Source organism: Drancourtella sp. An12, from assembly GCF_002160935.1.
Taxonomy (GTDB): Bacteria; Bacillota; Clostridia; order Lachnospirales; family Lachnospiraceae; genus Sellimonas; species Sellimonas catena.
In genome coordinates, this window is sequence record NZ_NFLO01000013.1 from 25,150 (window position 1) to 44,627 (window position 19,478).

Annotated in this window: 24 protein-coding genes; 1 reads left to right on the forward strand and 23 read right to left on the reverse strand. The window is 44.4% G+C overall.

What is annotated here, in order from left to right:
• Positions 1 to 8: 8 nt before the first annotated feature.
• The 4 genes from B5E64_RS11515 to B5E64_RS11530 form a co-directional block, all read right to left on the reverse strand.
• Positions 9 to 842, reverse strand: coding sequence for an AraC family transcriptional regulator (locus B5E64_RS11515; protein ID WP_087168653.1), 834 nt, complete (start codon positions 840 to 842; stop codon positions 9 to 11).
• Between the two features lie 98 nt (positions 843 to 940).
• Positions 941 to 1,753 carry an undecaprenyl-diphosphate phosphatase gene (locus B5E64_RS11520; RefSeq protein ID WP_087168654.1) on the reverse strand — a complete coding sequence of 271 codons (813 nt, stop codon included), beginning with the start codon at positions 1,751 to 1,753 and terminating at the stop codon, positions 941 to 943.
• A gap of 14 nt (positions 1,754 to 1,767) precedes the next feature.
• Complete coding sequence (locus tag B5E64_RS11525) at positions 1,768 to 2,598, reverse strand: Cof-type HAD-IIB family hydrolase (protein WP_087168655.1); 831 nt, start codon at positions 2,596 to 2,598, stop codon at positions 1,768 to 1,770.
• A complete protein-coding gene (locus B5E64_RS11530) occupies positions 2,585 to 3,166 on the reverse strand; it encodes a hypothetical protein (RefSeq protein ID WP_087168656.1) in 582 nt (193 codons plus the stop codon). The genes B5E64_RS11525 and B5E64_RS11530 overlap by 14 nt, the downstream gene beginning before the upstream one ends.
• A 125-nt stretch (positions 3,167 to 3,291) precedes the next feature.
• Between B5E64_RS11530 and B5E64_RS11535 the strand changes: the two genes are divergently transcribed.
• On the forward strand, positions 3,292 to 4,542 hold the full coding sequence (locus B5E64_RS11535) for a cell wall hydrolase (RefSeq protein WP_087168657.1): 1,251 nt from the start codon (positions 3,292 to 3,294) through the stop codon (positions 4,540 to 4,542).
• 125 nt (positions 4,543 to 4,667) lie between these two features.
• On the opposite strand, the gene ftsH is transcribed toward B5E64_RS11535, so the two are convergent.
• The 19 genes from ftsH to rplR all read right to left on the reverse strand — a co-directional run bounded on the left by ftsH (position 4,668) and on the right by rplR (position 19,474).
• Positions 4,668 to 6,512 (reverse strand): ATP-dependent zinc metalloprotease FtsH, encoded by a 1,845-nt coding sequence (ftsH, locus tag B5E64_RS11540; protein ID WP_087168658.1) that lies wholly within the window; start codon positions 6,510 to 6,512, stop codon positions 4,668 to 4,670.
• A gap of 107 nt (positions 6,513 to 6,619) precedes the next feature.
• Positions 6,620 to 7,129: a GNAT family N-acetyltransferase gene (locus tag B5E64_RS11545; protein ID WP_162610182.1), complete on the reverse strand. Its 510-nt coding sequence runs from the start codon at positions 7,127 to 7,129 to the stop codon at positions 6,620 to 6,622.
• Between the two features lie 131 nt (positions 7,130 to 7,260).
• Complete coding sequence (locus tag B5E64_RS11550) at positions 7,261 to 8,013, reverse strand: aminoglycoside phosphotransferase family protein (RefSeq protein ID WP_087168660.1); 753 nt, start codon at positions 8,011 to 8,013, stop codon at positions 7,261 to 7,263.
• Between the two features lie 192 nt (positions 8,014 to 8,205).
• Complete coding sequence (adhE, locus tag B5E64_RS11555; RefSeq protein WP_087168661.1) at positions 8,206 to 10,818, reverse strand: bifunctional acetaldehyde-CoA/alcohol dehydrogenase; 2,613 nt, start codon at positions 10,816 to 10,818, stop codon at positions 8,206 to 8,208.
• A gap of 250 nt (positions 10,819 to 11,068) precedes the next feature.
• Positions 11,069 to 11,596, reverse strand: coding sequence for a bL17 family ribosomal protein (locus B5E64_RS11560; protein ID WP_087168662.1), 528 nt, complete (start codon positions 11,594 to 11,596; stop codon positions 11,069 to 11,071).
• Positions 11,597 to 11,701: 105 nt separating this feature from the next.
• A complete protein-coding gene (locus B5E64_RS11565) occupies positions 11,702 to 12,661 on the reverse strand; it encodes a DNA-directed RNA polymerase subunit alpha (RefSeq protein WP_087168663.1) in 960 nt (319 codons plus the stop codon).
• A gap of 39 nt (positions 12,662 to 12,700) precedes the next feature.
• Complete coding sequence (rpsD, locus tag B5E64_RS11570) at positions 12,701 to 13,294, reverse strand: 30S ribosomal protein S4 (RefSeq protein ID WP_087168664.1); 594 nt, start codon at positions 13,292 to 13,294, stop codon at positions 12,701 to 12,703.
• Between the two features lie 16 nt (positions 13,295 to 13,310).
• A complete protein-coding gene (gene rpsK / locus B5E64_RS11575) occupies positions 13,311 to 13,706 on the reverse strand; it encodes a 30S ribosomal protein S11 (protein ID WP_024731877.1) in 396 nt (131 codons plus the stop codon).
• Positions 13,707 to 13,738: 32 nt separating this feature from the next.
• Positions 13,739 to 14,107 carry a 30S ribosomal protein S13 gene (gene rpsM, locus B5E64_RS11580; protein WP_087168665.1) on the reverse strand — a complete coding sequence of 123 codons (369 nt, stop codon included), beginning with the start codon at positions 14,105 to 14,107 and terminating at the stop codon, positions 13,739 to 13,741.
• Between the two features lie 274 nt (positions 14,108 to 14,381).
• Complete coding sequence (gene rpmJ, locus B5E64_RS11585) at positions 14,382 to 14,495, reverse strand: 50S ribosomal protein L36 (protein ID WP_003022746.1); 114 nt, start codon at positions 14,493 to 14,495, stop codon at positions 14,382 to 14,384.
• A 115-nt stretch (positions 14,496 to 14,610) separates the two neighbouring features.
• Positions 14,611 to 14,829, reverse strand: a complete 219-nt coding sequence (gene infA / locus B5E64_RS11590) for a translation initiation factor IF-1 (protein ID WP_004607275.1) — start codon at positions 14,827 to 14,829, stop codon at positions 14,611 to 14,613.
• Positions 14,830 to 14,854: 25 nt separating this feature from the next.
• A complete protein-coding gene (locus B5E64_RS11595) occupies positions 14,855 to 15,103 on the reverse strand; it encodes a KOW domain-containing RNA-binding protein (RefSeq protein WP_087168666.1) in 249 nt (82 codons plus the stop codon).
• Positions 15,104 to 15,880: a type I methionyl aminopeptidase gene (map, locus tag B5E64_RS11600; protein ID WP_087168667.1), complete on the reverse strand. Its 777-nt coding sequence runs from the start codon at positions 15,878 to 15,880 to the stop codon at positions 15,104 to 15,106.
• 2 nt (positions 15,881 to 15,882) lie between these two features.
• On the reverse strand, positions 15,883 to 16,527 hold the full coding sequence (locus B5E64_RS11605) for an adenylate kinase (protein ID WP_087168668.1): 645 nt from the start codon (positions 16,525 to 16,527) through the stop codon (positions 15,883 to 15,885).
• 70 nt (positions 16,528 to 16,597) lie between these two features.
• The gene (gene secY / locus B5E64_RS11610) at positions 16,598 to 17,914 is read right to left on the reverse strand and encodes a preprotein translocase subunit SecY (RefSeq protein WP_087168669.1); all 1,317 of its coding nucleotides are present in this window, start codon (positions 17,912 to 17,914) and stop codon (positions 16,598 to 16,600) included.
• On the reverse strand, positions 17,915 to 18,355 hold the full coding sequence (gene rplO / locus B5E64_RS11615) for a 50S ribosomal protein L15 (RefSeq protein ID WP_087168670.1): 441 nt from the start codon (positions 18,353 to 18,355) through the stop codon (positions 17,915 to 17,917).
• A 22-nt stretch (positions 18,356 to 18,377) separates the two neighbouring features.
• Positions 18,378 to 18,560, reverse strand: coding sequence for a 50S ribosomal protein L30 (rpmD, locus tag B5E64_RS11620; protein ID WP_024731870.1), 183 nt, complete (start codon positions 18,558 to 18,560; stop codon positions 18,378 to 18,380).
• Between the two features lie 14 nt (positions 18,561 to 18,574).
• Positions 18,575 to 19,084: a 30S ribosomal protein S5 gene (gene rpsE / locus B5E64_RS11625; RefSeq protein WP_087168671.1), complete on the reverse strand. Its 510-nt coding sequence runs from the start codon at positions 19,082 to 19,084 to the stop codon at positions 18,575 to 18,577.
• A gap of 21 nt (positions 19,085 to 19,105) precedes the next feature.
• Positions 19,106 to 19,474: a 50S ribosomal protein L18 gene (rplR, locus tag B5E64_RS11630; RefSeq protein ID WP_087168672.1), complete on the reverse strand. Its 369-nt coding sequence runs from the start codon at positions 19,472 to 19,474 to the stop codon at positions 19,106 to 19,108.
• Between the last annotated feature and the right edge of the window lie 4 nt (positions 19,475 to 19,478).

Sequence of the window (19,478 nt, forward strand, 5' to 3'; positions counted from 1 at the left end):
TAATTTAGCTAATCCATGGCACTTTTTTGTCTTTTTCGGTATTCGCTCGGAAGAATCCCGTACTTCTTCCTGAATTCCCTTGTAAATGCCTTCTGATTCGGGAAGCCGTGATTCATGGCGATCTCCCCGATGGTGTGATCCGTGTTGGCAAGTTCCTGAAAACCGTACTCTACCCGGACATCTTGGAGGAAAGTCTTATAATTTGTCCTGGCATATTTCTGGAACATGCGGGAAAGGTAGGACGGCGAGTAGCCGAAAATCTCTGCCACCGTCTCCAGGGACAGATCTTTTGTATAATTATCCCGGATATATCCGGTAATCATGGAAAGCCGGTTCAGCTTCCGGTAATGCCGGATCTCCTCCGGAAGAATCTCCTGTTTCCGGTACTTTGTGACCAGCAGATAAATCAGCATGAAAAAATCGCTCTGCACCTTCCACTCGTATCCGGTCTCTTTTATCTGAATGTCCCGGTACATGCTCTCCATCAGCTCCATAATCTTCTGATCCTGCCTTCTCGGACTGTGTGTAAAAAGAATCATTCCATCCTGAGCATAATAATTCCGAAATACATTCATGGGAATCTGCAGAACAATCGTATGATTTGGAAGGGGTGATACAACTGAATGAATCTCATTGGAATTCAGAAGAATAAATTCTCCCGGTTTCAGCGGATACTTCTCCTCATTGATAAAAAAGGTCAGCGTCCCTTCAAACACTGCAAAAATCTCGATGGAGCGGTGCCAGTGTTTCTCCCGCACATAATGTCCGTCTTTCCCTTCAAACCGGAACAGTTTAAACGGAAAGCCTTCATTTGGAATAATCAGTTCATGCTCATATCCCATCCTGTTTCTCCTTTCTGTTTTTGTATTCTGTCAAAACTGCGAAAGTGGATTCCATGCCCGGCGCATCAAATCCACTTTCTCCGTCTCGCATTATGATTTTAAGTAAAAATCAGGAAATATCCCAGCACAACGACACCCAGAATAATCCGGTAGTATCCGAACACGGTAAAGTCGTGCTTCTTAATGTATCCCATGAGGAATTTGATCGCAAAGACTGAAACGAGGAACGATACGACACATCCTGTCAGCAGAACCGCAATCTCATGTCCCGTATAATTGAATCCGAATTTGATCAGTTTCAGTCCGCTTGCCGCTACCATGGTCGGAATCGCAAGAAAGAAGGTAAACTCCGCTGCCACCGGTCTTGCCACACCAATCAAAAGGGCTCCCACGATTGTCGCACCGGAACGTGACGTACCCGGAACCATCGCAAGTACCTGGAAGCATCCGATTCCAAATGCGGTCCAGTAGGTGAGCTCTTTCAGCTTTGTCACTCCCGGTTTCCTGTGTTTGTTCCACTTTTCAATAACGATAAAAAGTACACCGTAAATGATAAGCATCAGGGAAATCACAACATAGTTGGACAGCTTTTCATCCACAATGTCATCGATGAACAGTCCGACTGCTGACGGAATGCACGCAACCGCCACCTTCATCCAAAGCTCTATCGTGTTCCACCGCTGTTTCGGCGTCTTCCGTGATGAAAACGGATTCAGCTTGTGAAAATACAAAACAATGACTGCAATCACCGACGCAAGCTGAATCACCACTTTAAACATATTTACAAATTCATTGCTGACACTCATATGCAGAAACTCTTCTGCCAGAAGCAGATGTCCGGTACTGCTGATCGGCAGCCACTCGGTAATTCCCTGTATGATTCCAAGTATAATCGAAATAATAATGTCCAATCTCTGAACCTCCCCTACCTCAGTACAAACTTCTCTATTGCCTTTGCCACGCCGTTCTCTTCGTTGGTAAGCGTAATATAATCCGCATGCTTTTTGACTTCCTCATGGCCGTTTGCCATGGCAACCCCGAATCCCACTGTCTGAAGCATCACCAGGTCATTGAGTCCGTCCCCGCAGGCCATAATCTCATCTTTTGTAATTCCAAGAAGCTTTCCAAGCTCCAGAAGCCCGTTTCCTTTATTGACACCTGCCGCATTGACTTCGACATTATTGACCAAAGCTCCGGTAACAGCAAGATTTGTCGTCTCTTTCAGCCGTCTCATTGCCTCTTTTCTCTCATCCAGATCTGCAAACACAGCCTGGATCTTATCCATTCCAAAGGAAAACTCCTTCATCTTGTCCCTGACATTGTCCACCCGTTTTCTCGTCTTCCTGATGTACTCACGCATGCCCGGCTCGGGATAATATTTTTCCACCTGTTCAATCGCGGCACGATTCGCGTACCCGACTCCGTCATAATAGACATCTCTCAGTGTGTCGTATTCTTCAAATATGTCCAACACTCTAGATGCATCTTCGTTGGACAAAAGATGCGAAAAAAGAAGCTTCTCTCCATCTTTTCTGTCATAGATTCTGGCTCCGTTTGCAGTCAGAATATACCGCATCCCCGGAAACTCTCTCATAAACTCCGGCACTCCGGACAGTGGCCGTCCGGTTGCCACAAGGACCGTTACCCCCTGACGGATCGCCTCTTTGAGTACTTCTTCTGAATATTTCGTCACCTTTTTCTCACTGTTGAGCAGCGTACCGTCCAGATCCAGCCCGATCATCTTAATCTCTCTCATAACCTGTCAATTCCTTTCTTTCTCTGGAATATTGATACAGCCGCTTTGTCAGCCTGTGCTCACTCTGCAGCCATCCCTGCTCCCCAAACTGAATCATGGACTGCACGGTCTTTCTATCCGACTTTGGCGCAAATAAAAGCAGATCCCTGGAAGGTGCCATGATCACCACATCATCCTGCAGCTTTTCCGTACAGACTTCCCAGACGTGACGCAGACACAGCGCACTTGCCTCGTGTACTCCGTCCGCAATCACGCCGAATCCTCCAAACAGGGTATTGGAAAAGACAAACTCCACATCCCTTGCCAGATTCTCGCAGGCAGTCCGGTAAATCTCTTCCGGTGTCATCCCTTCCGGGAGCATCGAATCTTTCAAAATTTCAAAAACCTCTTCTTCTTTCTGTATTACAAATACCGTCATCAGACCGTCCACAAAAGACAGAAGCGGGGTGTCTTCCGGCGAACAGCCCTCTTTCTCCCATCCGGCCGCATCCCCCGGGATTTCCCGCACCCATGGATAAATCCGGAGCCTGTATTCTTCAAACTCTGCTTCTTTTGTCCTGCTTCCCATTTTCGTTATCCTTTCTTCATAAATGACTCTTGGCCTACATAATTATTTATATTCTATCAAAATTTGATTAATTCCGCAATTTATAGTATACTCTATCTGTATTTAATTTTACGAAAGGATTCGGTATGATGAAAGCAAAACTTAAACCTTTACTGCGTGCATGTACTGCTTTTACCTGTGCCGCCGTTCTGATGGCTTCCCCTGTTCTTGTATATGCAGAGGATTCCGTAGCTGATCTGGAAAAGGAAACACAGGATCTCCAGTCCGAATTACAGGATTTGAATGAGCAGCTTTCTTCTATCAGCGGGGAAATCACCTCCCTTGCCGCGAAGATTGAAAGCACGAATAAAGAAGCCGAGCAGACAGAGCTTGATCTGGCTGCCGCACAGGTGAATGAAGATCTGCAGTATCAGTCGATGAAGAAACGTATTCAGTACATATATGAAAGCGGGAATGTTTCTTTTCTCGAAATTCTTCTTACTTCAGACAGCATGGGCGAATTTCTGAACCGTGTGGACTTTGTATCAAGCGTTACGGAATACGACCGTAAAATGCTCAAGCAGCTGCAGGATCTGCGTCAGGATATCGATCAAAAAGAGAAAAATCTGAAGAAACAAAAAGAAGAACTGGATGCCATGAAACAGCAGATGACATCCAAGCAGGCTGAATTGAATTCCCGGATTGAATCAACCAACGGACAGCTTACTGCTTCTTCCCAGGCACTTGCTGCTGCAAAGGCCGCTGAAGAAGCTGCAAAAAAAGCACTGGAAACGACAACAGACTCTTACAATGCAGCCGGTACGAGCGAACTCGAATCAGATACTTCTTCTGACAAAGACTCCGGCAAAAGCGAATCATCTTCTGACAATAAGCAGGAGGCATCTGCTCAGAAACCTTCGGATACCCAGAAGCCTTCCGGCGGAAATTCCTCCGGCAGCTCAAATAACAGCAGCAATAACAATACGTCTAATTCAGGAAATCAGAAGCCGCCGGCCGATAATTCAACTACCCAGAAGCCTTCTGCTCCTGCCGAAACAAGCGACCTCGTTCTGTTTGCGGCAATTCTGGAATGCGAGGCAGGCGGAGGCGGATACGACGGGCTTCTCGCTGTTGCTACCGTCATTATGAACCGTGTAGAGAGTCCAAGATATCCTAATACATTAAAAGGCGTCATTTACCAGAGCGGACAGTTTTCCCCGACCTGGAACGGAAGTCTCAGTAAAGTTCTGAACCGGGGACCAAGCTCCATCTGTTATCAGGTAGCAAGAGATGCCCTCAACGGCAAACGGCTTGCATCTGTCAGCGGATGTTATCAGTTCCGCGCCGCATCTACCGGTCACAGTGGAACTGTCGTAGGAGGAAATGTATTTTTCTAATAAGTTTCTGACAACACATCCTTGCTGACCCGGCATTACGCCGGCGGATTTTTAATACTTTGCATATGAAAACGCTATGCAGATCAGGATCTCTCCCGATTTCTGCATAGCGTTTCTTTTTTTCTTTATTCCTGCACCGGACCTCCTGCCTGTTCCGGTCTGCGATTCAGTATTTCCATAAACTCATCGCCGGTGATGGTTTCGTGTTCATAGAGATATTTTGCAATATCATGAAGCTTCATGATATTCTCCTCCAGAATTCTTCTTGCTTTCTCATGCTGTGTCCGTACAAGTTCAACTACCTTTTTATCAATGTAGGATGCTGTCTCATCGGAGCAGGCAAGGGATGCGTCTCCACCCAGATACTGATTGCTGATATGCTGAAGAGCCACCATATCAAACTCATCTGACATACCATACTGAGTAATCATTGCTCTTGCAAGCTTTGTCGCCTGTTCAATATCATTGGACGCTCCTGTGGAGCTGGAGTGGAAAATCAGCTCTTCCGCCGCACGTCCTCCTGTGAAGGTTGCGATTTTATTTTCCAGTTCCTCTTTTGACATCAGGAAATGCTCTTTCTCATCCACCTGCATCGTATATCCAAGCGCGCCGCTTGTCCTTGGAATAATCGTGATCTTCTGAACCGGCGCGGAATGGGTCTGCAACGCGGCCACCAGAGCATGTCCTACCTCGTGGTATGCCACCTGCAGCTTCTCCTTGTTGGACAGCACACGGGTCTTCTTCTCATATCCTGCGATAACTACTTCCACGCTCTCTTCCATGTCGGCCTGGGTCGCAAATTTCCTGTGCTCTCTTACCGCCTTTAAAGCAGCCTCATTGACAATATTGGCAAGCTCCGCACCGGAAGCACCTGCTGTCATCTTGGCAATCTCGTTAAAGTCCACATTATCAGCGATCTTGATCTTCTTTGCATGGACTCTCAGAATATCCGCTCTTCCCTGCATATCCGGAAGCTCAACCGGAATCCTCCGGTCAAAACGCCCCGGTCTTAACAGCGCCGGGTCCAGAGAATCCGGACGGTTCGTCGCCGCCAGAATCACAACACCTTTGGAACCGTCAAAACCATCCATCTCTGTCAGAAGCTGGTTCAGCGTCTGTTCCCGTTCGTCATTGCCGCCAATCTGTCCGTCCCTCTTTTTACCGATGGTATCGATCTCATCAATGAAGACGATACACGGCGCCTTCTCGTTCGCCTGTTTGAAGAGGTCACGCACTTTGGCAGCGCCCATTCCGACAAACATCTCTACGAACTCCGATCCGGAAATGGAGAAGAACGGAACATTTGCCTCTCCGGCTACTGCCTTGGCAAGCAGCGTCTTACCGGTACCAGGAGGGCCTACGAGAAGGGCTCCTTTCGGCATGGAAGCACCGATCTCTCTGTATCTTGCCGGATTATGAAGGAAATCAACGATCTCACTTAAAAGCTCCTTGGCCTCCTCCTCACCTGCCACATCCGAAAAGTGAATTCCGGAGTCGGACTGAACATAAATCTTGGCATTGCTCTTTCCCATTCCGAACGCCATGGAATTCGGCCCGCCCATCTTGCTTGCCATTTTTTTCGAAAGCCAGTTCCCGATAAACAGAAAGATGGCAATCGGAATAACGTAGGAAAGCAGCAGGCTCATCCATACCGGCATCTGCTCTTCGATATTCTGGGAGAATTTCGCTCCCGCATCATGAAGACGCTCCACCAGTCCGGGATCATTCATCACACCGGTCTTGTAGACATGTTCCTGATTCTTGTCCGTAAAAACGATTTCTGTATCCTGAACCTCCACAAGTCCAATCTCTTTATTTTCTGTCATCGTCATAAATGTACCGTAATCGACTTCTTCCGTCCTCTGCTCCAGTATGTTCGGGAACAACAGCCCGTTCAGCAGAAGGATGACTACCGCAACCACGAGCGCATATATGATAAAAGGTTTTCTAGGTGATTTAACTTCTTTCATTGCGTATCTCCCTTCATTTTCTTGTTTTAGTATAGCATGGCGTCTGTGTAGAAACCATGGAAGAAATCTAAAGCTTTTCTAAAAAAAGTATATACTTTCTTACCACTTTATAACAACTTTTCATAGGCATAGCGCAGATCTCCGGTTACAAGCCAGATCCATCCACAGTAGGAAAAACCGTTCTTTTTCAACCAGTTCTGCATGATCCGGTTGTCCGGATGCGTATCAATCCGAATACTCCCGGCTCCATGTTCTCTGCCCAGATCCTCGGCTTTTTTCAAAAAACTGCCGGCTGTTCCGCGCCTTTTGTAATCGCTGTGTGTCGCGATTCTGTGAATGACGACATAGTCCGCATCCGGTCCCGTCAACCATTCTCCTTTCTCTATCTTTTCATATGTACTCTCTCTTTCAGGAGAAAGCACCGCTGTACCGATCAGTCTCCCCTCTTCTTCTGCCACGTAGCTCTGTCTCTTCCGGATATCTCCCAGAAGAACTTCTTTGTTTGGATAGCCATCCTGCCACTGATTGATCCCGCTCTCTTTAAAAAGCTTTTGAGCCATCCTGATAATTTCCATGACCTGTTTCAGATCCTCCTTTTTTGTTTCTCTGATTATCATATTTCGTCCCTCTTTTATGTCTTTCCATTTTATCACGTTTTTCCTCCGGATAAAACCAGTCTTTCTAAAGGTCCCGACCGAAATAAATACGCCGGACCCGCAAGGTCCGGCGTGTGTAAATTCATAATCATTTACTGATAATCGAAGATATCGATCCATTTCATAAGGAAATCTTGTTCCATCGTATGTTTCTTTGTAAGCTGTGCTGCCGCAACGATCGGAAGCCACTGCTGTACGTACTGTTTTGCCGTATCGCTCTTCCTGCAGAACAGATCCATGTATTTGTCAGCGAGCTTCTGATCCTTCAGTGCAAACAGAAGGTAGGTCATGGCTGCATCCGCACTTGCGTTTCCCTGTGTGGCATGAGCCCAGTCAACCACATAGAGGGATCCGTCTTCTCCTACGATCACGTTGCTTGGATTGAAATCACCATGGCATACTTTGTGATGCTTTGGCATGCTGTCCAGTCTTGTCAGGAGTTCATATCTGGTCGTAGCATCCACCACATCTTTCAGACTGTTGATCTGGCGGTTCAGTTTGTCTTTGAGTTTTCCTAAAAGCGGTGCTGTCTTGCTGTGAATCTCAAGCTGAAGATCCACAAACTGCTCCATGTACTCGTCCATCTTATCCGGATTTTCCTGCATCAGCTCTTCGAGTGTCTTTCCCTCTTTATAATCAATGACAAGTGCCCATTTTCCATCAATTTCATTTACACTTTTTACCTTTGGAATATTTAACCCTGTCGCCTCGACTCTTGCCTGATTGAGCGCTTCATTAAATACATCTTCCTTTGGATGAGATGGTTCAAAAACTTTCGCGATCCCCTCGTCGCAACGGTATACTTTTTTGTATGGGCGTTCTACGATTACATTTTCCAGTTTCATAAGATTACCTCCTGTCTGTCAAAACTGATCTTCGATTTATCCTTATTATACCATAACATTCTTATATTGGTAAATTTTTTAACAAACTTTTCGTTATTTTATATATTGACTGCACATTTTATACGATTTTTTTACAAAATATGCAAGGTGCGCAATTCCTGCCACACCTTGCATATGAAGTACGAATATCATTTAGTTGCCGTAGTAGGATTTCAGGTAAAGCTCTTTGATTTCGCTCATCAGCGGGTATCTCGGGTTTGCTCCTGTACACTGGTCATTGAATGCCTGTTCTACCATTTCATCCAGTGTAGCGAGGAAGTCTTCTTCTTTGATGCCCCATTCTTTGATCGTTTTCGGAATTCCGATTGCTTTCTTTAATTCTTCCAGTTTTTCACAGAATAATTCTACTGTCTCTGCATCATCTTTGCCGCAGATTCCTGCAAATCTTGCCGCCTCAGCATATCTTGCCTGAGCGTGCGGATACTGGTACTGTGAGAATGTTCCCATCTTAACCGGTACTTCTGCAGCATTGTAGCGGATTACGTTTGTCAGAAGCAGCGCATTTGCCACACCGTGCGGAATGTGGTGGAACGCACCAAGTTTGTGAGCCATGGAGTGGTTCAGTCCAAGGAATGCGTTGGCGAATGCCATACCTGCCATACAGGAAGCGTTTGCCATCTTCTCTCTCGCAATCGGGTCTGCTGCTCCCTTTTCATAAGCTGCCGGTAAGTAGTCAAATACTGTCTTGATTGCCTTTAATGCAAGACCGTCTGTATATTCTGTAGCCATGATGGATACATATGCCTCGATCGCATGTGTCATAACGTCGATACCGGATGCACTTGTCAGTCCTTTCGGCTGTGTCATCATGTTGTCAACATCAACGATCGCCATGTTTGGAAGTAATTCGTAGTCAGCCAGAGGCCATTTTACACCTGTGTCAGCGTCTGTGATGATCGCAAACGGTGTCACCTCGGAACCTGTACCTGAAGAAGTCGGGATTGCTACAAAGTAAGCTTTCTCTCCCATCTTAGGGAATTTGTATACTCTCTTACGGATATCCATGAAGTCCATAGCCATGTCTTCAAAGTTTGCTTCCGGATGTTCATACATTACCCACATGATCTTTGCTGCGTCCATTGCGGATCCGCCGCCGAGTGCGATGATTGTATCCGGCTCGAATGCTCTCATCTGGTCTGTACCTTTGAGTGCGCACTGTAAAGTCGGGTCCGGTGCCACTTCGTAGAAGCATGTATGCTGAATTCCCATCTCATCGAGTTTCTCTTCGATCGGTTTTACATAACCATTTTTGTATAAGAATGTATCAGTAACGATAAATGCTTTCTTCTTGTGCATCTCTGTTCCGAGCTCGTCGAGAGCCACCGGCATACATCCTTTTTTAAAGTAAACTTTTTCAGGTGTTCTGAACCAAAGCATATTCTCTCTCCTCTCGGCAACTGTCTTAATGTTGATCAGATGTTTCACTCCTACGTTTTCGGATACGGAGTTGCCTCCCCAGGATCCACATCCAAGTGTCAGAGACGGAGCAAGTTTGAAGTTGTATAAATCACCGATACCACCCTGGGAAGAAGGTGTGTTGATCAGGATACGGCAGGTCTTCATTGCTGCAGCATGTTTAGCCATTTTTTCTTTCTCTGCTGTATTGACGTACAGGGAAGAAGTATGTCCATATCCACCGTCTGCAACAAGCTGCTCTGCCTTTGCGATAGCCTCGTCAAATGTCTTCGCTTTATACATTGCAAGTACCGGAGAAAGTTTCTCATGAGCAAATTCTTCAGAGATATCTACGGATTCTACTTCACCGATCAGGATCTTTGTATTTTCAGGAACGTCTACTCCTGCAAGTTTTGCAATTGTGTATGCGCTCTGTCCTACGATCTTCGCATTCAGGGCACCGTTGATAATGATCGTTTTTCTTACTTTTTCGATCTCATCCTTCTTTAAGAAGTAGCATCCGCGATAAGCGAATTCTTTCTTTACTTCTTCGTATACACTCTCCAGAACAGTTACGGACTGTTCAGAAGCACAGATCATACCGTTATCAAACGTTTTAGAATGAATGATGGAGTTTACAGCAAGTTTGATGTCTGCTGTCTCATCAATAATTGCCGGTGTATTTCCTGCACCTACTCCAAGTGCCGGTTTTCCGGAGGAGTATGCAGCTTTTACCATTCCAGGGCCGCCTGTAGCGAGGATAATATCAGCATCTCTCATGACTTCATTTGTCAGTTCCAGAGACGGAACATCGATCCATCCGATAATGCCTTCCGGAGCACCTGCTTTGACAGCTGCGTCAAGCACAACTTTGGCTGCCGCAATCGTACATGCTTTTGCACGTGGATGCGGGCTGATAATGATTGCATTTCTTGTCTTTAACGCAATCAGTGTCTTGAAGATTGCTGTAGATGTCGGGTTTGTCGTAGGAATAACAGCGGCAATCAGACCGATTGGCTCTGCAATCTTTTTGATTCCGTATGCCGTGTCTTCTTCGATCACACCGCATGTCTTTGTATTTTTATATGCATTGTAAATATATTCAGCCGCATAGTGATTTTTAATAATCTTATCTTCGACAACGCCCATTCCGGTTTCTTCCACTGCCATCTTTGCCAGCGGGATACGAGCCTTGTTAGCTGCCATTGCTGCTTCAAAAAAGATCTTATCGACCTGTTCCTGTGTAAAAGTAGCAAATACCTTCTGAGCTTCTTTCATTGCTTTGATTTTTTCAATAAGAGCTTCCACATTGTCAATAATTGCTGGTGCTTCTTTTTTCTTTGTCGCCATGCTTATCTTCCTCCTAAACTCTAAAACGTTTTTATCGTTTCACTGTGCTTAGTATAGTTCATCGTTAATTATTTGTCAATTCATTTTTGATAATTTTTTAACGAAGAAAACTCTTTCTACTTTTTGCATAAACGAATGCCTGATTTTATGATTGTCTTCGTCATTTTTCCGATTACTTTATGACTGTAACTCATTTCTAAAACATAAAAAACGGCTTTCCATAAAAGGAAAACCGTTTATGTTCTCAATATTAAACTAACTCGATGAATACTTCCATCGCAGCGTCACCTTTACGCTGTCCAATCTTTACGATTCTTGTGTAACCACCGTTACGTCCTTCGTATTTCGGAGCGATCTCTGTGAATAATTTTTCAACAAGATCTACTTCCTTCGGAGCTTTCTTCTTTCCGTCTACAACTTCTTTAACCGGAACGAGAACTTTCAGCATCTGGCGGCGTGCATGCAGTCTGGATGGAAGATCTTTTTTGATCTTCTTCTCAACTTCATCGTAAACGGTTACTTTCTTTCCGTCTACAACTTCTTTCACGCGCTTTCCGTCAGCATCTTTACGTGCAACTTTTGCTGTTACAGTTACTTCTTCGAAGTTATCTTTTTCTTTTACAGCCATTGCAATCAGACCTTCAGCGATTTTGCGGATTTCTTTCGCTTTCGCTTCTGTTGTTCTGATTCTTCCATGATTTAAAAGAGCTGTAACCTGATTTCTTAACAGAGCCTTTCTTAAATCACTTCTTCTTCCAAGCTTTCTATACTTTGCCATTGTTCTTTTCCTCCATTATTTACATCTGATTATGCATCTTCGGGCTTACTAGTCAAATGCCCTGCCGCGCACATCGGGCTTACCGGCAGGAAATTATCTTATTCTCTATTCCTCTCCCTGGCTGAGTTCGAGGCCGAGTTCTTTCAATTTTGCTAACACTTCTTCTAAAGACTTACGTCCCAGATTACGTACTTTCATCATATCCTCAGGAGTTCTGTTTGTCAGCTCTTCCACGGTATTGATTCCAGCTCTCTTCAGGCAGTTGTAAGAACGAACAGAAAGTTCCAGCTCATCGATACTCATCTCAAGAACTTTTTCTTTCTCATCATCTTCTTTTTCGATCATCACTTCAGCAGCCTGAGCCACTTCGGAGAGATCAATAAAGAGCTTCAGATGTTCGTTTAACACTTTTGCCGCAAGGCTGACTGCCTCATCCGGAAGCAGGGTACCGTTTGTATATACATCCAGCGTCAGCTTATCGTAGTCTGTAATCTGTCCGACACGAGTATTCTGTACAGTCAGATTTACACGCTCTACAGGAGTGTAGATAGAATCAATCGGGATCACGCCGATCGGAAGATCTTCCTTCTTGTTCTTATCCGAGCTTACATAACCTCTTCCTTTTGTGATGGTCAGCTCCATGTAAAGCTTGCTGTCTGCTCCACCGTTCAGTGTAGCAATGACAACATCCGGATTCATGATTTCAATATCAGAATCCACCTGAATATCAGCGCCTGTTACAACGCCTTCTCCTTCAAATTCGATATAAGCTGTTTTTGGTTCGTCTGTTTCTGAAGTGTTTTTAATCGCCAATGTCTTCAGATTCATGATAATCTCAGTAACGTCTTCCTTCACTCCCGGAATGGAACTGAATTCATGAAGTACACCATCGATCTTTACCTGGCTAATTGCAGCTCCAGGCAGAGAGGACAGCATAATTCTTCTCAGACTGTTTCCGAGTGTTGTTCCGTAGCCTCTTTCCAGCGGCTCCACAACAAATCTGCCGTATCTTTTATCTTCTGACATTTCTGTGATTTCGATATTCGGTTTATTAAAATCAAACACTATAAGTTCCCTCCTGCTATCAGCACGTTTTACGGGTTATTATTTAGAATATAATTCGACGATCAGCATTTCATCAACCGGTACATCGATCTCATCGCGTGTCGGAAGTTCCTTTACTGTTCCTTTTAAGCTTTCTGCATCTACATCTAACCATGCCGGTACAAGACGTCCTGCTGTTACCTCAAGGATATCTTTATATCTCTGAGAACCTTTGCATTTCTCTTTGATTTCGATTACATCGCCGGCCTTTACAAGGTAGGACGGAATGTTCACCTGCTTGCCGTTTACGAGTACGTGCTTGTGATCAACGATCTGTCTTGCTTCGCGTCTTGTTCTGGCAAATCCCATACGGAAGATGATGTTGTCAAGACGTGTTTCAAGAAGGATCATCAGGTTTGTACCTGTCATACCGTTCATCTGTTTTGCTCTCTTGTAGTAGTTACGGAACGGTTTTTCTAATACGCCGTAGATGAATTTTGCTTTCTGCTTTTCACGTAACTGAAGTGCATACTCGCTCATTTTTCTATTAGATCTTTTTAACTGTCTTTTGGACTTTTTATCAATTCCTAAATAAATCGGATCCATTCCGAGGGAACGGCATCTTTTCAGAACCGGAACTCTATTTACTGCCATGCTCTTTTCCTCCTAATTAGACTCTTCTACGTTTTGGTGGGCGGCAACCATTGTGTGGTACCGGAGTTACATCTTTGATGCTTGTTACATCAATTCCGCATGCCTGAAGCGCACGGATTGCTGCTTCTCTTCCTGAACCTGGTCCCTTTACCATAACGTCTACTGATTTCAGACCATGTACTAATGCTGCCTTAGCTGCCGTCTCAGCTGCCATCTGTGCTGCATATGGAGTAGATTTCCTTGAACCTCTAAATCCCAGACCGCCGGCACTTGCCCATGATAAAGCATTTCCCTGTGCATCTGTCAGAGTAACGATTGTGTTATTGAAAGATGACTGAATATGTGCCTGTCCATGTTCAACGTTTTTCTTGACACGTTTTTTTGTTACTTTCTTTGCAACTTTCTTTGCCATTTAAACTAACCTACTTTCTTGAATATTGTGTACTATTTCTTCTTATTTGCTACTGTTCTCTTCGGACCTTTTCTTGTTCTGGCATTTGTCTTTGTCTTCTGTCCACGAACCGGAAGTCCTTTTCTATGACGGATTCCTCTGTAGCATCCGATTTCCTGTAATCTCTTGATGTTCATAGCGATCTCTCTTCTAAGATCACCTTCAACAACCTGAGTTTCATCGATAACAGAGCTGATTCTCTTAACTTCTTCGTCTGTCAGATCTCTGCATCTTGTGTCAGGATTTACTCCTGCTTCTGTTAAGATACGGTTGGAACTTACTCTTCCGATTCCGTAGATGTAAGTCAGACCGATTTCTACACGTTTGTCTCTTGGTAAGTCAACACCTGCAATACGAGCCATACTTGTTTTCCTCCATTTTTACATGTTTTGTTTCATATTGTCTTTAACTGGGGCATACCGTATTTGACGGAATACTGATGTGCCCAGGCATATCCGGTATGTTAAATATGCCCTTTCCGGCAACCTTTGGGTTCATGACTGCCGGTATTAGAAGCAATATACAATGGCCCATCCTGCGGTGCCTTGTATATTTAAAATAGCGCTACACACCGCCTGGCGTGTCACACTATCAGCCGCCTAATTCATGTTCCAAATCACTGCTTTGTCAGCCTGATTAGCCCTGACGCTGTTTGTGCTTCGGATTTTCGCAGATAATTCTGATACTGCCTTTTCTCTTGATAACTTTGCATTTTTCGCAAATCGGTTTTACTGATGATCTAACCTTCATGTCAAATCCTCCTTTCATACCTTGTAAACCTACTGTTGCTGCCGTTTGTGCGGACTTCGCCCACGAACGGCATCTAATATTATAGTTTTTCTCTCTTCAAAAGTCAATACTTTTTTTATTTATCTCTCCAGATAATTCTTCCTTTAGATAAATCATACGGTGAAAGCTCCAGAGTTACTTTGTCACCCGGTAAGATTTTGATAAAATTCATGCGGAGCTTTCCACTGATGTGTGCAAGCACCTGGTGTCCGTTTTCCAGTTCTACCTGGAACATTGCGTTTGGCAGTTTCTCAACAACAGTTCCTTCAATTTCGATTACGTCAGCCTTTGACATGCTGTTCCTCCTTTTTGAATCCCTTTTACATGTGTTCTTTCTGATATTTTTTTATGAATGAACGGATGGAAATATCCGTCATTTCCTTCTCCTCCAGCTTTTCTTTGATCAGCTGGACATGCATGACTTTCTTTGCTTTCGGTCTTGCCATAGTCCGGATCTCCCCGTCCGAAAGCAGAAGCATCTGATCTCTTTCTTCTATTATAATATAAAGCTTTCCTTTGTCATGCCCTGCAAGTGATCTCACAAGCATTCCCGGTTCATAACTTAACATCTAAGTCTCCTCTTTGCCCTCTTCTTCTGACAGCGTCAGAATTTTCGGTTCTCCCTCTGTAATCAGAATGGTATTCTCGTAGTGTGCAGAAGGCTTCCCGTCTTTTGTCACCACAGTCCAGCCATCCCTCATCCATTTGACATCCGCTGTCCCAAGATTAATCATCGGTTCAACCGCAAGAGTCATTCCTGCTTTCAGCTTCAGACCTCTGCGCGGCATTGCAAAATTCGGGATCTGCGGATCTTCATGCAGTTTCGTTCCGATCCCGTGGCCGCAGAGTTCCCTGACCACTCCATAGCCGAACTTTCCGGCGTATGTTCCGATTGCGCGGGAGATGTCATACAGATGATACCCCTCTTTTGCATATTTCATACCTTCAAAGAAACTTTGCCTCGTCACTTCCACGAGTTTTCTGACTTCTTCTCCCGCATCTCCCAGTATGTGCGTCCTGGCAGCATCGGAATGATAGCCTTTGTAAATAACCCCTGCATCCAGAGAAACGATATCTCCTTCTCTTATGATTCTGTGCCGGTCCGGAATTCCATGTACGACTTCCTCATTGACAGATACACAGATCGAAGCCGGATATCCATTATAACCGAGGAAGGAGGGAGTGCATCCGTAACTTCGGATGATCTCCTCCCCCAGATGATCAATATCAGCGGTTGACATCCCCGGCCGGATTCCCTTTCCAAGCTCCCTGTGAACTTCTCCAAGAATTCTTCCGGCTTCCGTCATCAACTCTATCTCGCGGGCTGATTTGATTTTCACGGACATTTTTATTCTCCAAGAATTTTTACAATTGCTGCGAATACGTCGTCAATGTCGACTGTTCCGTCTACTTCACGCAGAATACCTGCATTGTTGTAGTAGTCAATCAGCGGCTGTGTCTGCTCATGGTATACGTTCAGGCGCTTCTGAACTGTTTCCGGTTTGTCGTCATCTCTCAAAATCAGCTCTTTACCGCAAACATCGCAGATATTCTCCTGTTTCGGCGCAGCATAGACAATATGGTATGTAGCTCCACATCCGACACACGCTCTTCTTCCGCCCATACGGTTTACAATATTCTCATCCGGAACATCTACATCAATTGCATAATCCATTTTTTCACCAAGTGCGGCAAGTGCCTTGTCAAGAGCCTCTGCCTGCGGAATTGTACGCGGAAATCCGTCGAGTACATATCCGTTTTTGCAGTCATCCTGTTTTACACGGTCAATTACAAGATCTACTGTCAGTTCGTCCGGCACAAGAAGTCCCTGATCCATGTATTCTTTTGCTTTTTTTCCAAGTTCTGTTCCCTCTTTAATATTTGCCCGGAAAATGTCTCCCGTGGAAATGTGAGGAATCTGGTATTTTGCCGCGATCTTCTTTGCCTGGGTTCCTTTACCTGCCCCCGGTGCACCTAACATAATTACTTTCATACTGCGTACCTCCATATTATCTCTTTATAGAACTTTAACTCGCGAAAAAATTTTCCGCGAGCTAAAATCATCAGGTATTTAAAAATCCTTTGTAATTACGAACAAGCATCATGGATTCGACTTTCTTGATTGTTTCCAGAACGACACCTACGATAATAATCATGGATGTTCCTCCGAAAGAAACATTTGCACCGAATACTCCGTTGAAGAAGAACGGAATAATCTGTACAATTACAAGACCGCACGCTCCGATGAAAATGATATAATTCAGGATCTTTGTCAAATATTCGACCGTCGGTTTTCCTGGTCTGATACCAAGGATAAAACCTCCGCTTTTTTTCATATTGTTTGCAATTTCCATCGGATTGAATGTAATACTCGTATAGAAATATGCAAAAAATACTGTCAGGAGGATATATACAATTAATCCCCATGAATACTGAAGATTTGATGGATCACACCAGTTGTTTGAATTCAGGCCTCTCAGTATTTCACTTCCGATACCGTCCCCGTCTCCTTTTCCAAGGAAAGAAGCGATGACAACAGGGAACTGCATCAGAGAAGATGCGAAGATAACCGGGATTACTCCTGCTGTGTTAACCTTCAGTGGAATATTGGTAGACTGCCCGCCTATTGTTTTTCTTCCGACAACCTTCTGAGAATACTGTACCGGAATCTTCCGAACCGCATCCTGCAGAATGATAACAAAAACAATCACTACAAGCAGAATCAACAGGATAATAACAGCCGCGAGAGCTGCATTAGCAAGACTTTTACCGCTTATAAACTGACTGTATAACGTCACGAAGTCCTGTGGAATTCTGGAGAGAATGTTGATCAGAAGTACGATGGAAATACCGTTTCCAACACCTTTTTCTGTAATACGTTCACCAATCCACATCAACAAAGTAGAACCGGCTGTCAGTGTCATGATGACAACAGCTGCATTCACAAAATTAAACTCTACAAGAAGACCCTGACGTCCAAATCCAATTGCCATTGCAGCAGACTCGATTAATGCGAGCGCAACTGTAAGATAACGCGTAATCGCCGTCATCTTCTTTCTTCCTTCTTCTCCTTCTTTCTGGAGCTCTTCCAACTTCGGAATCGCAATTGTAAGAAGCTGAACGATAATTGAGGAAGTGATGTACGGCGTAATGCTCAACGCAAAAACGGACATCTGGGTAAAGGAACCTCCGGTAAATGCATCAAAAAAGTTAAATGCATCTCCGGTCTGGCTCGCAAAAAAGTTCTGGATGTATGTCGGATCCACCCCCGGTGTCGGGAGTTCGGATCCGAGTCTTACAACAATCAGCATCAAAAATGTGAAGAACAGTCTCTGTCTGATCTCTTCAACCTGAAATGCCCTACGGACTGTCTGAAGCAATTAGATCACCTCTGCTTTTCCACCAAGAGCCTCAATTTTAGCTTTTGCGCCTTCGCTGAAAGCATTAGCCTGAACTGTAAGCTTTTTGGTTAACTCTCCATTTCCAAGAATCTTAACGCCATCTTTCGGGTTCTTAATGATTCCTTTTTCGATTAAAGCTGCTACTGAAACAACTGCATCATTTTCAAATGCTTCTAATGCGCTTACATTGATACCAACGATTTCCTTTGTGTTTCTGTTTGTGAAACCTCTCTTCGGAATACGTCTGTATAATGGCATCTGTCCACCTTCAAATCCCGGTCTTGTTGCTCCGGAACGTGCTTTCTGACCTTTGTGGCCTTTTCCGGCTGTCTTACCATTTCCAGATCCGTGTCCACGGCCTCTTCTGAAATTATCGCTGTGTTTTGAACCATCAGCTGGTCTTAAATTTGATAAGTCCATTATGACACCTCCTTATCTGATATTAAGCTTCTTCTTCCACTTTTACTAAATGTCTTACCTGCTGTACCATACCTCTTGTTGCAGCATTGTCCGGAAGTACAACTGTTTTGTGCATCTTCTTTAAACCTAATGCTTCAACTGTTTTTTTATGCTTCGGAATGGCACCGATTGTTGATTTCACTAATGTGATTTTCAAATTTGCCATGTTAACCGTCCTCCTTAGCCTACGATCTCTTCAATAGATTTGCCGCGAAGTCTTGCAACGTCCTCCGGTGTCTTTACATTCTTCAGGCCGTTCAGAGTAGCGAGTACTACGTTCTGTTTGTTGTTGGAACCTAAAGATTTTGTACGGATATTCTTGATTCCTGCCATCTCGATCACGGCACGGGCCGGACCGCCGGCAATAACTCCGGTACCTTCCGGAGCGTTTTTCAGAAGTACTGTTGCGCTTCCGAATTTTCCATACATATCATGAGTGATACTTTCTTCATCATTCAGTGCAACTGTGATGATGTTTTTCATTGCGTCTTCTTTTCCTTTGCGGATTGCTTCCGGAATTTCTGCCGCTTTACCTAAACCTGCACCAACATGGCCTTTTCCATCGCCGACAACTACTAAAGCTGTGAATCTGAAGTGACGGCCACCTTTAACAACTTTGGTTACACGTTTAATTGATACTACTTTTTCATTTAACTCTAACTGACTAGCATCAATGTGATTACGTCTCATCTGTGTTTTCCTCCTCAACTTCTAGAATTCCAGTCCAGCTTCTCTAGCTGCGTCTGCTAATGCTTTGACTTTTCCCTGATATATAAAGCCGCCTCTGTCAAAGACAACTTCCTTGATTCCTTTTTCCAGAGCTTTCTTAGCAATAACCGTTCCAAGATATGCTGCTGCTTCTACATTGTTGGTTTTTTCCAGTTCTGCTTTCACGTCCTTCTGAAGAGTGGAAGCTGATACCAGAGTGTTTCCAACTGTATCATCGATGATCTGAGCATACATATGATTGTTGCTTCTGAATACAGCAAGACGTGGTCTTTCAGCTGTACCGCTGAAACGGTTGCGTAACTTTCTATGCTTGTTTAAACGAACTTCGCTTCTTGATTTTTTGCTAACCATTTTC

What these genes read in the sequence shown, in the direction of transcription:
- B5E64_RS11515 (WP_087168653.1), bottom strand. Translation starts at nt 842, where the DNA reads ATGGGATATGAGCATGAACTGATTATTCCAAATGAAGGCTTTCCGTTT.
- B5E64_RS11525 (WP_087168655.1), bottom strand. Translation starts at nt 2,598, where the DNA reads ATGAGAGAGATTAAGATGATCGGGCTGGATCTGGACGGTACGCTGCTC.
- B5E64_RS11530 (WP_087168656.1), bottom strand. Translation starts at nt 3,166, where the DNA reads ATGGGAAGCAGGACAAAAGAAGCAGAGTTTGAAGAATACAGGCTCCGG.
- B5E64_RS11535 (WP_087168657.1), top strand. Translation starts at nt 3,292, where the DNA reads ATGATGAAAGCAAAACTTAAACCTTTACTGCGTGCATGTACTGCTTTT.
- ftsH (WP_087168658.1), bottom strand. Translation starts at nt 6,512, where the DNA reads ATGAAAGAAGTTAAATCACCTAGAAAACCTTTTATCATATATGCGCTC.
- B5E64_RS11545 (WP_162610182.1), bottom strand. Translation starts at nt 7,129, where the DNA reads ATGATAATCAGAGAAACAAAAAAGGAGGATCTGAAACAGGTCATGGAA.
- B5E64_RS11550 (WP_087168660.1), bottom strand. Translation starts at nt 8,013, where the DNA reads ATGAAACTGGAAAATGTAATCGTAGAACGCCCATACAAAAAAGTATAC.
- adhE (WP_087168661.1), bottom strand. Translation starts at nt 10,818, where the DNA reads ATGGCGACAAAGAAAAAAGAAGCACCAGCAATTATTGACAATGTGGAA.
- B5E64_RS11560 (WP_087168662.1), bottom strand. Translation starts at nt 11,596, where the DNA reads ATGGCAAAGTATAGAAAGCTTGGAAGAAGAAGTGATTTAAGAAAGGCT.
- rpsD (WP_087168664.1), bottom strand. Translation starts at nt 13,294, where the DNA reads ATGGCAGTAAATAGAGTTCCGGTTCTGAAAAGATGCCGTTCCCTCGGA.
- rpsK (WP_024731877.1), bottom strand. Translation starts at nt 13,706, where the DNA reads ATGGCAAAGAAAGTTGCAAAGAAAGTAACAAAAAAACGTGTCAAGAAA.
- rpsM (WP_087168665.1), bottom strand. Translation starts at nt 14,107, where the DNA reads ATGGCTCGTATTGCAGGTGTTGACTTACCAAGAGACAAACGTGTAGAA.
- rpmJ (WP_003022746.1), bottom strand. Translation starts at nt 14,495, where the DNA reads ATGAAGGTTAGATCATCAGTAAAACCGATTTGCGAAAAATGCAAAGTT.
- infA (WP_004607275.1), bottom strand. Translation starts at nt 14,829, where the DNA reads ATGTCAAAGGCTGACGTAATCGAAATTGAAGGAACTGTTGTTGAGAAA.
- B5E64_RS11595 (WP_087168666.1), bottom strand. Translation starts at nt 15,103, where the DNA reads ATGTTAAGTTATGAACCGGGAATGCTTGTGAGATCACTTGCAGGGCAT.
- map (WP_087168667.1), bottom strand. Translation starts at nt 15,880, where the DNA reads ATGTCCGTGAAAATCAAATCAGCCCGCGAGATAGAGTTGATGACGGAA.
- B5E64_RS11605 (WP_087168668.1), bottom strand. Translation starts at nt 16,527, where the DNA reads ATGAAAGTAATTATGTTAGGTGCACCGGGGGCAGGTAAAGGAACCCAG.
- rplO (WP_087168670.1), bottom strand. Translation starts at nt 18,355, where the DNA reads ATGGACTTATCAAATTTAAGACCAGCTGATGGTTCAAAACACAGCGAT.
- rpmD (WP_024731870.1), bottom strand. Translation starts at nt 18,560, where the DNA reads ATGGCAAATTTGAAAATCACATTAGTGAAATCAACAATCGGTGCCATT.
- rpsE (WP_087168671.1), bottom strand. Translation starts at nt 19,084, where the DNA reads ATGAGACGTAATCACATTGATGCTAGTCAGTTAGAGTTAAATGAAAAA.
- rplR (WP_087168672.1), bottom strand. Translation starts at nt 19,474, where the DNA reads ATGGTTAGCAAAAAATCAAGAAGCGAAGTTCGTTTAAACAAGCATAGA.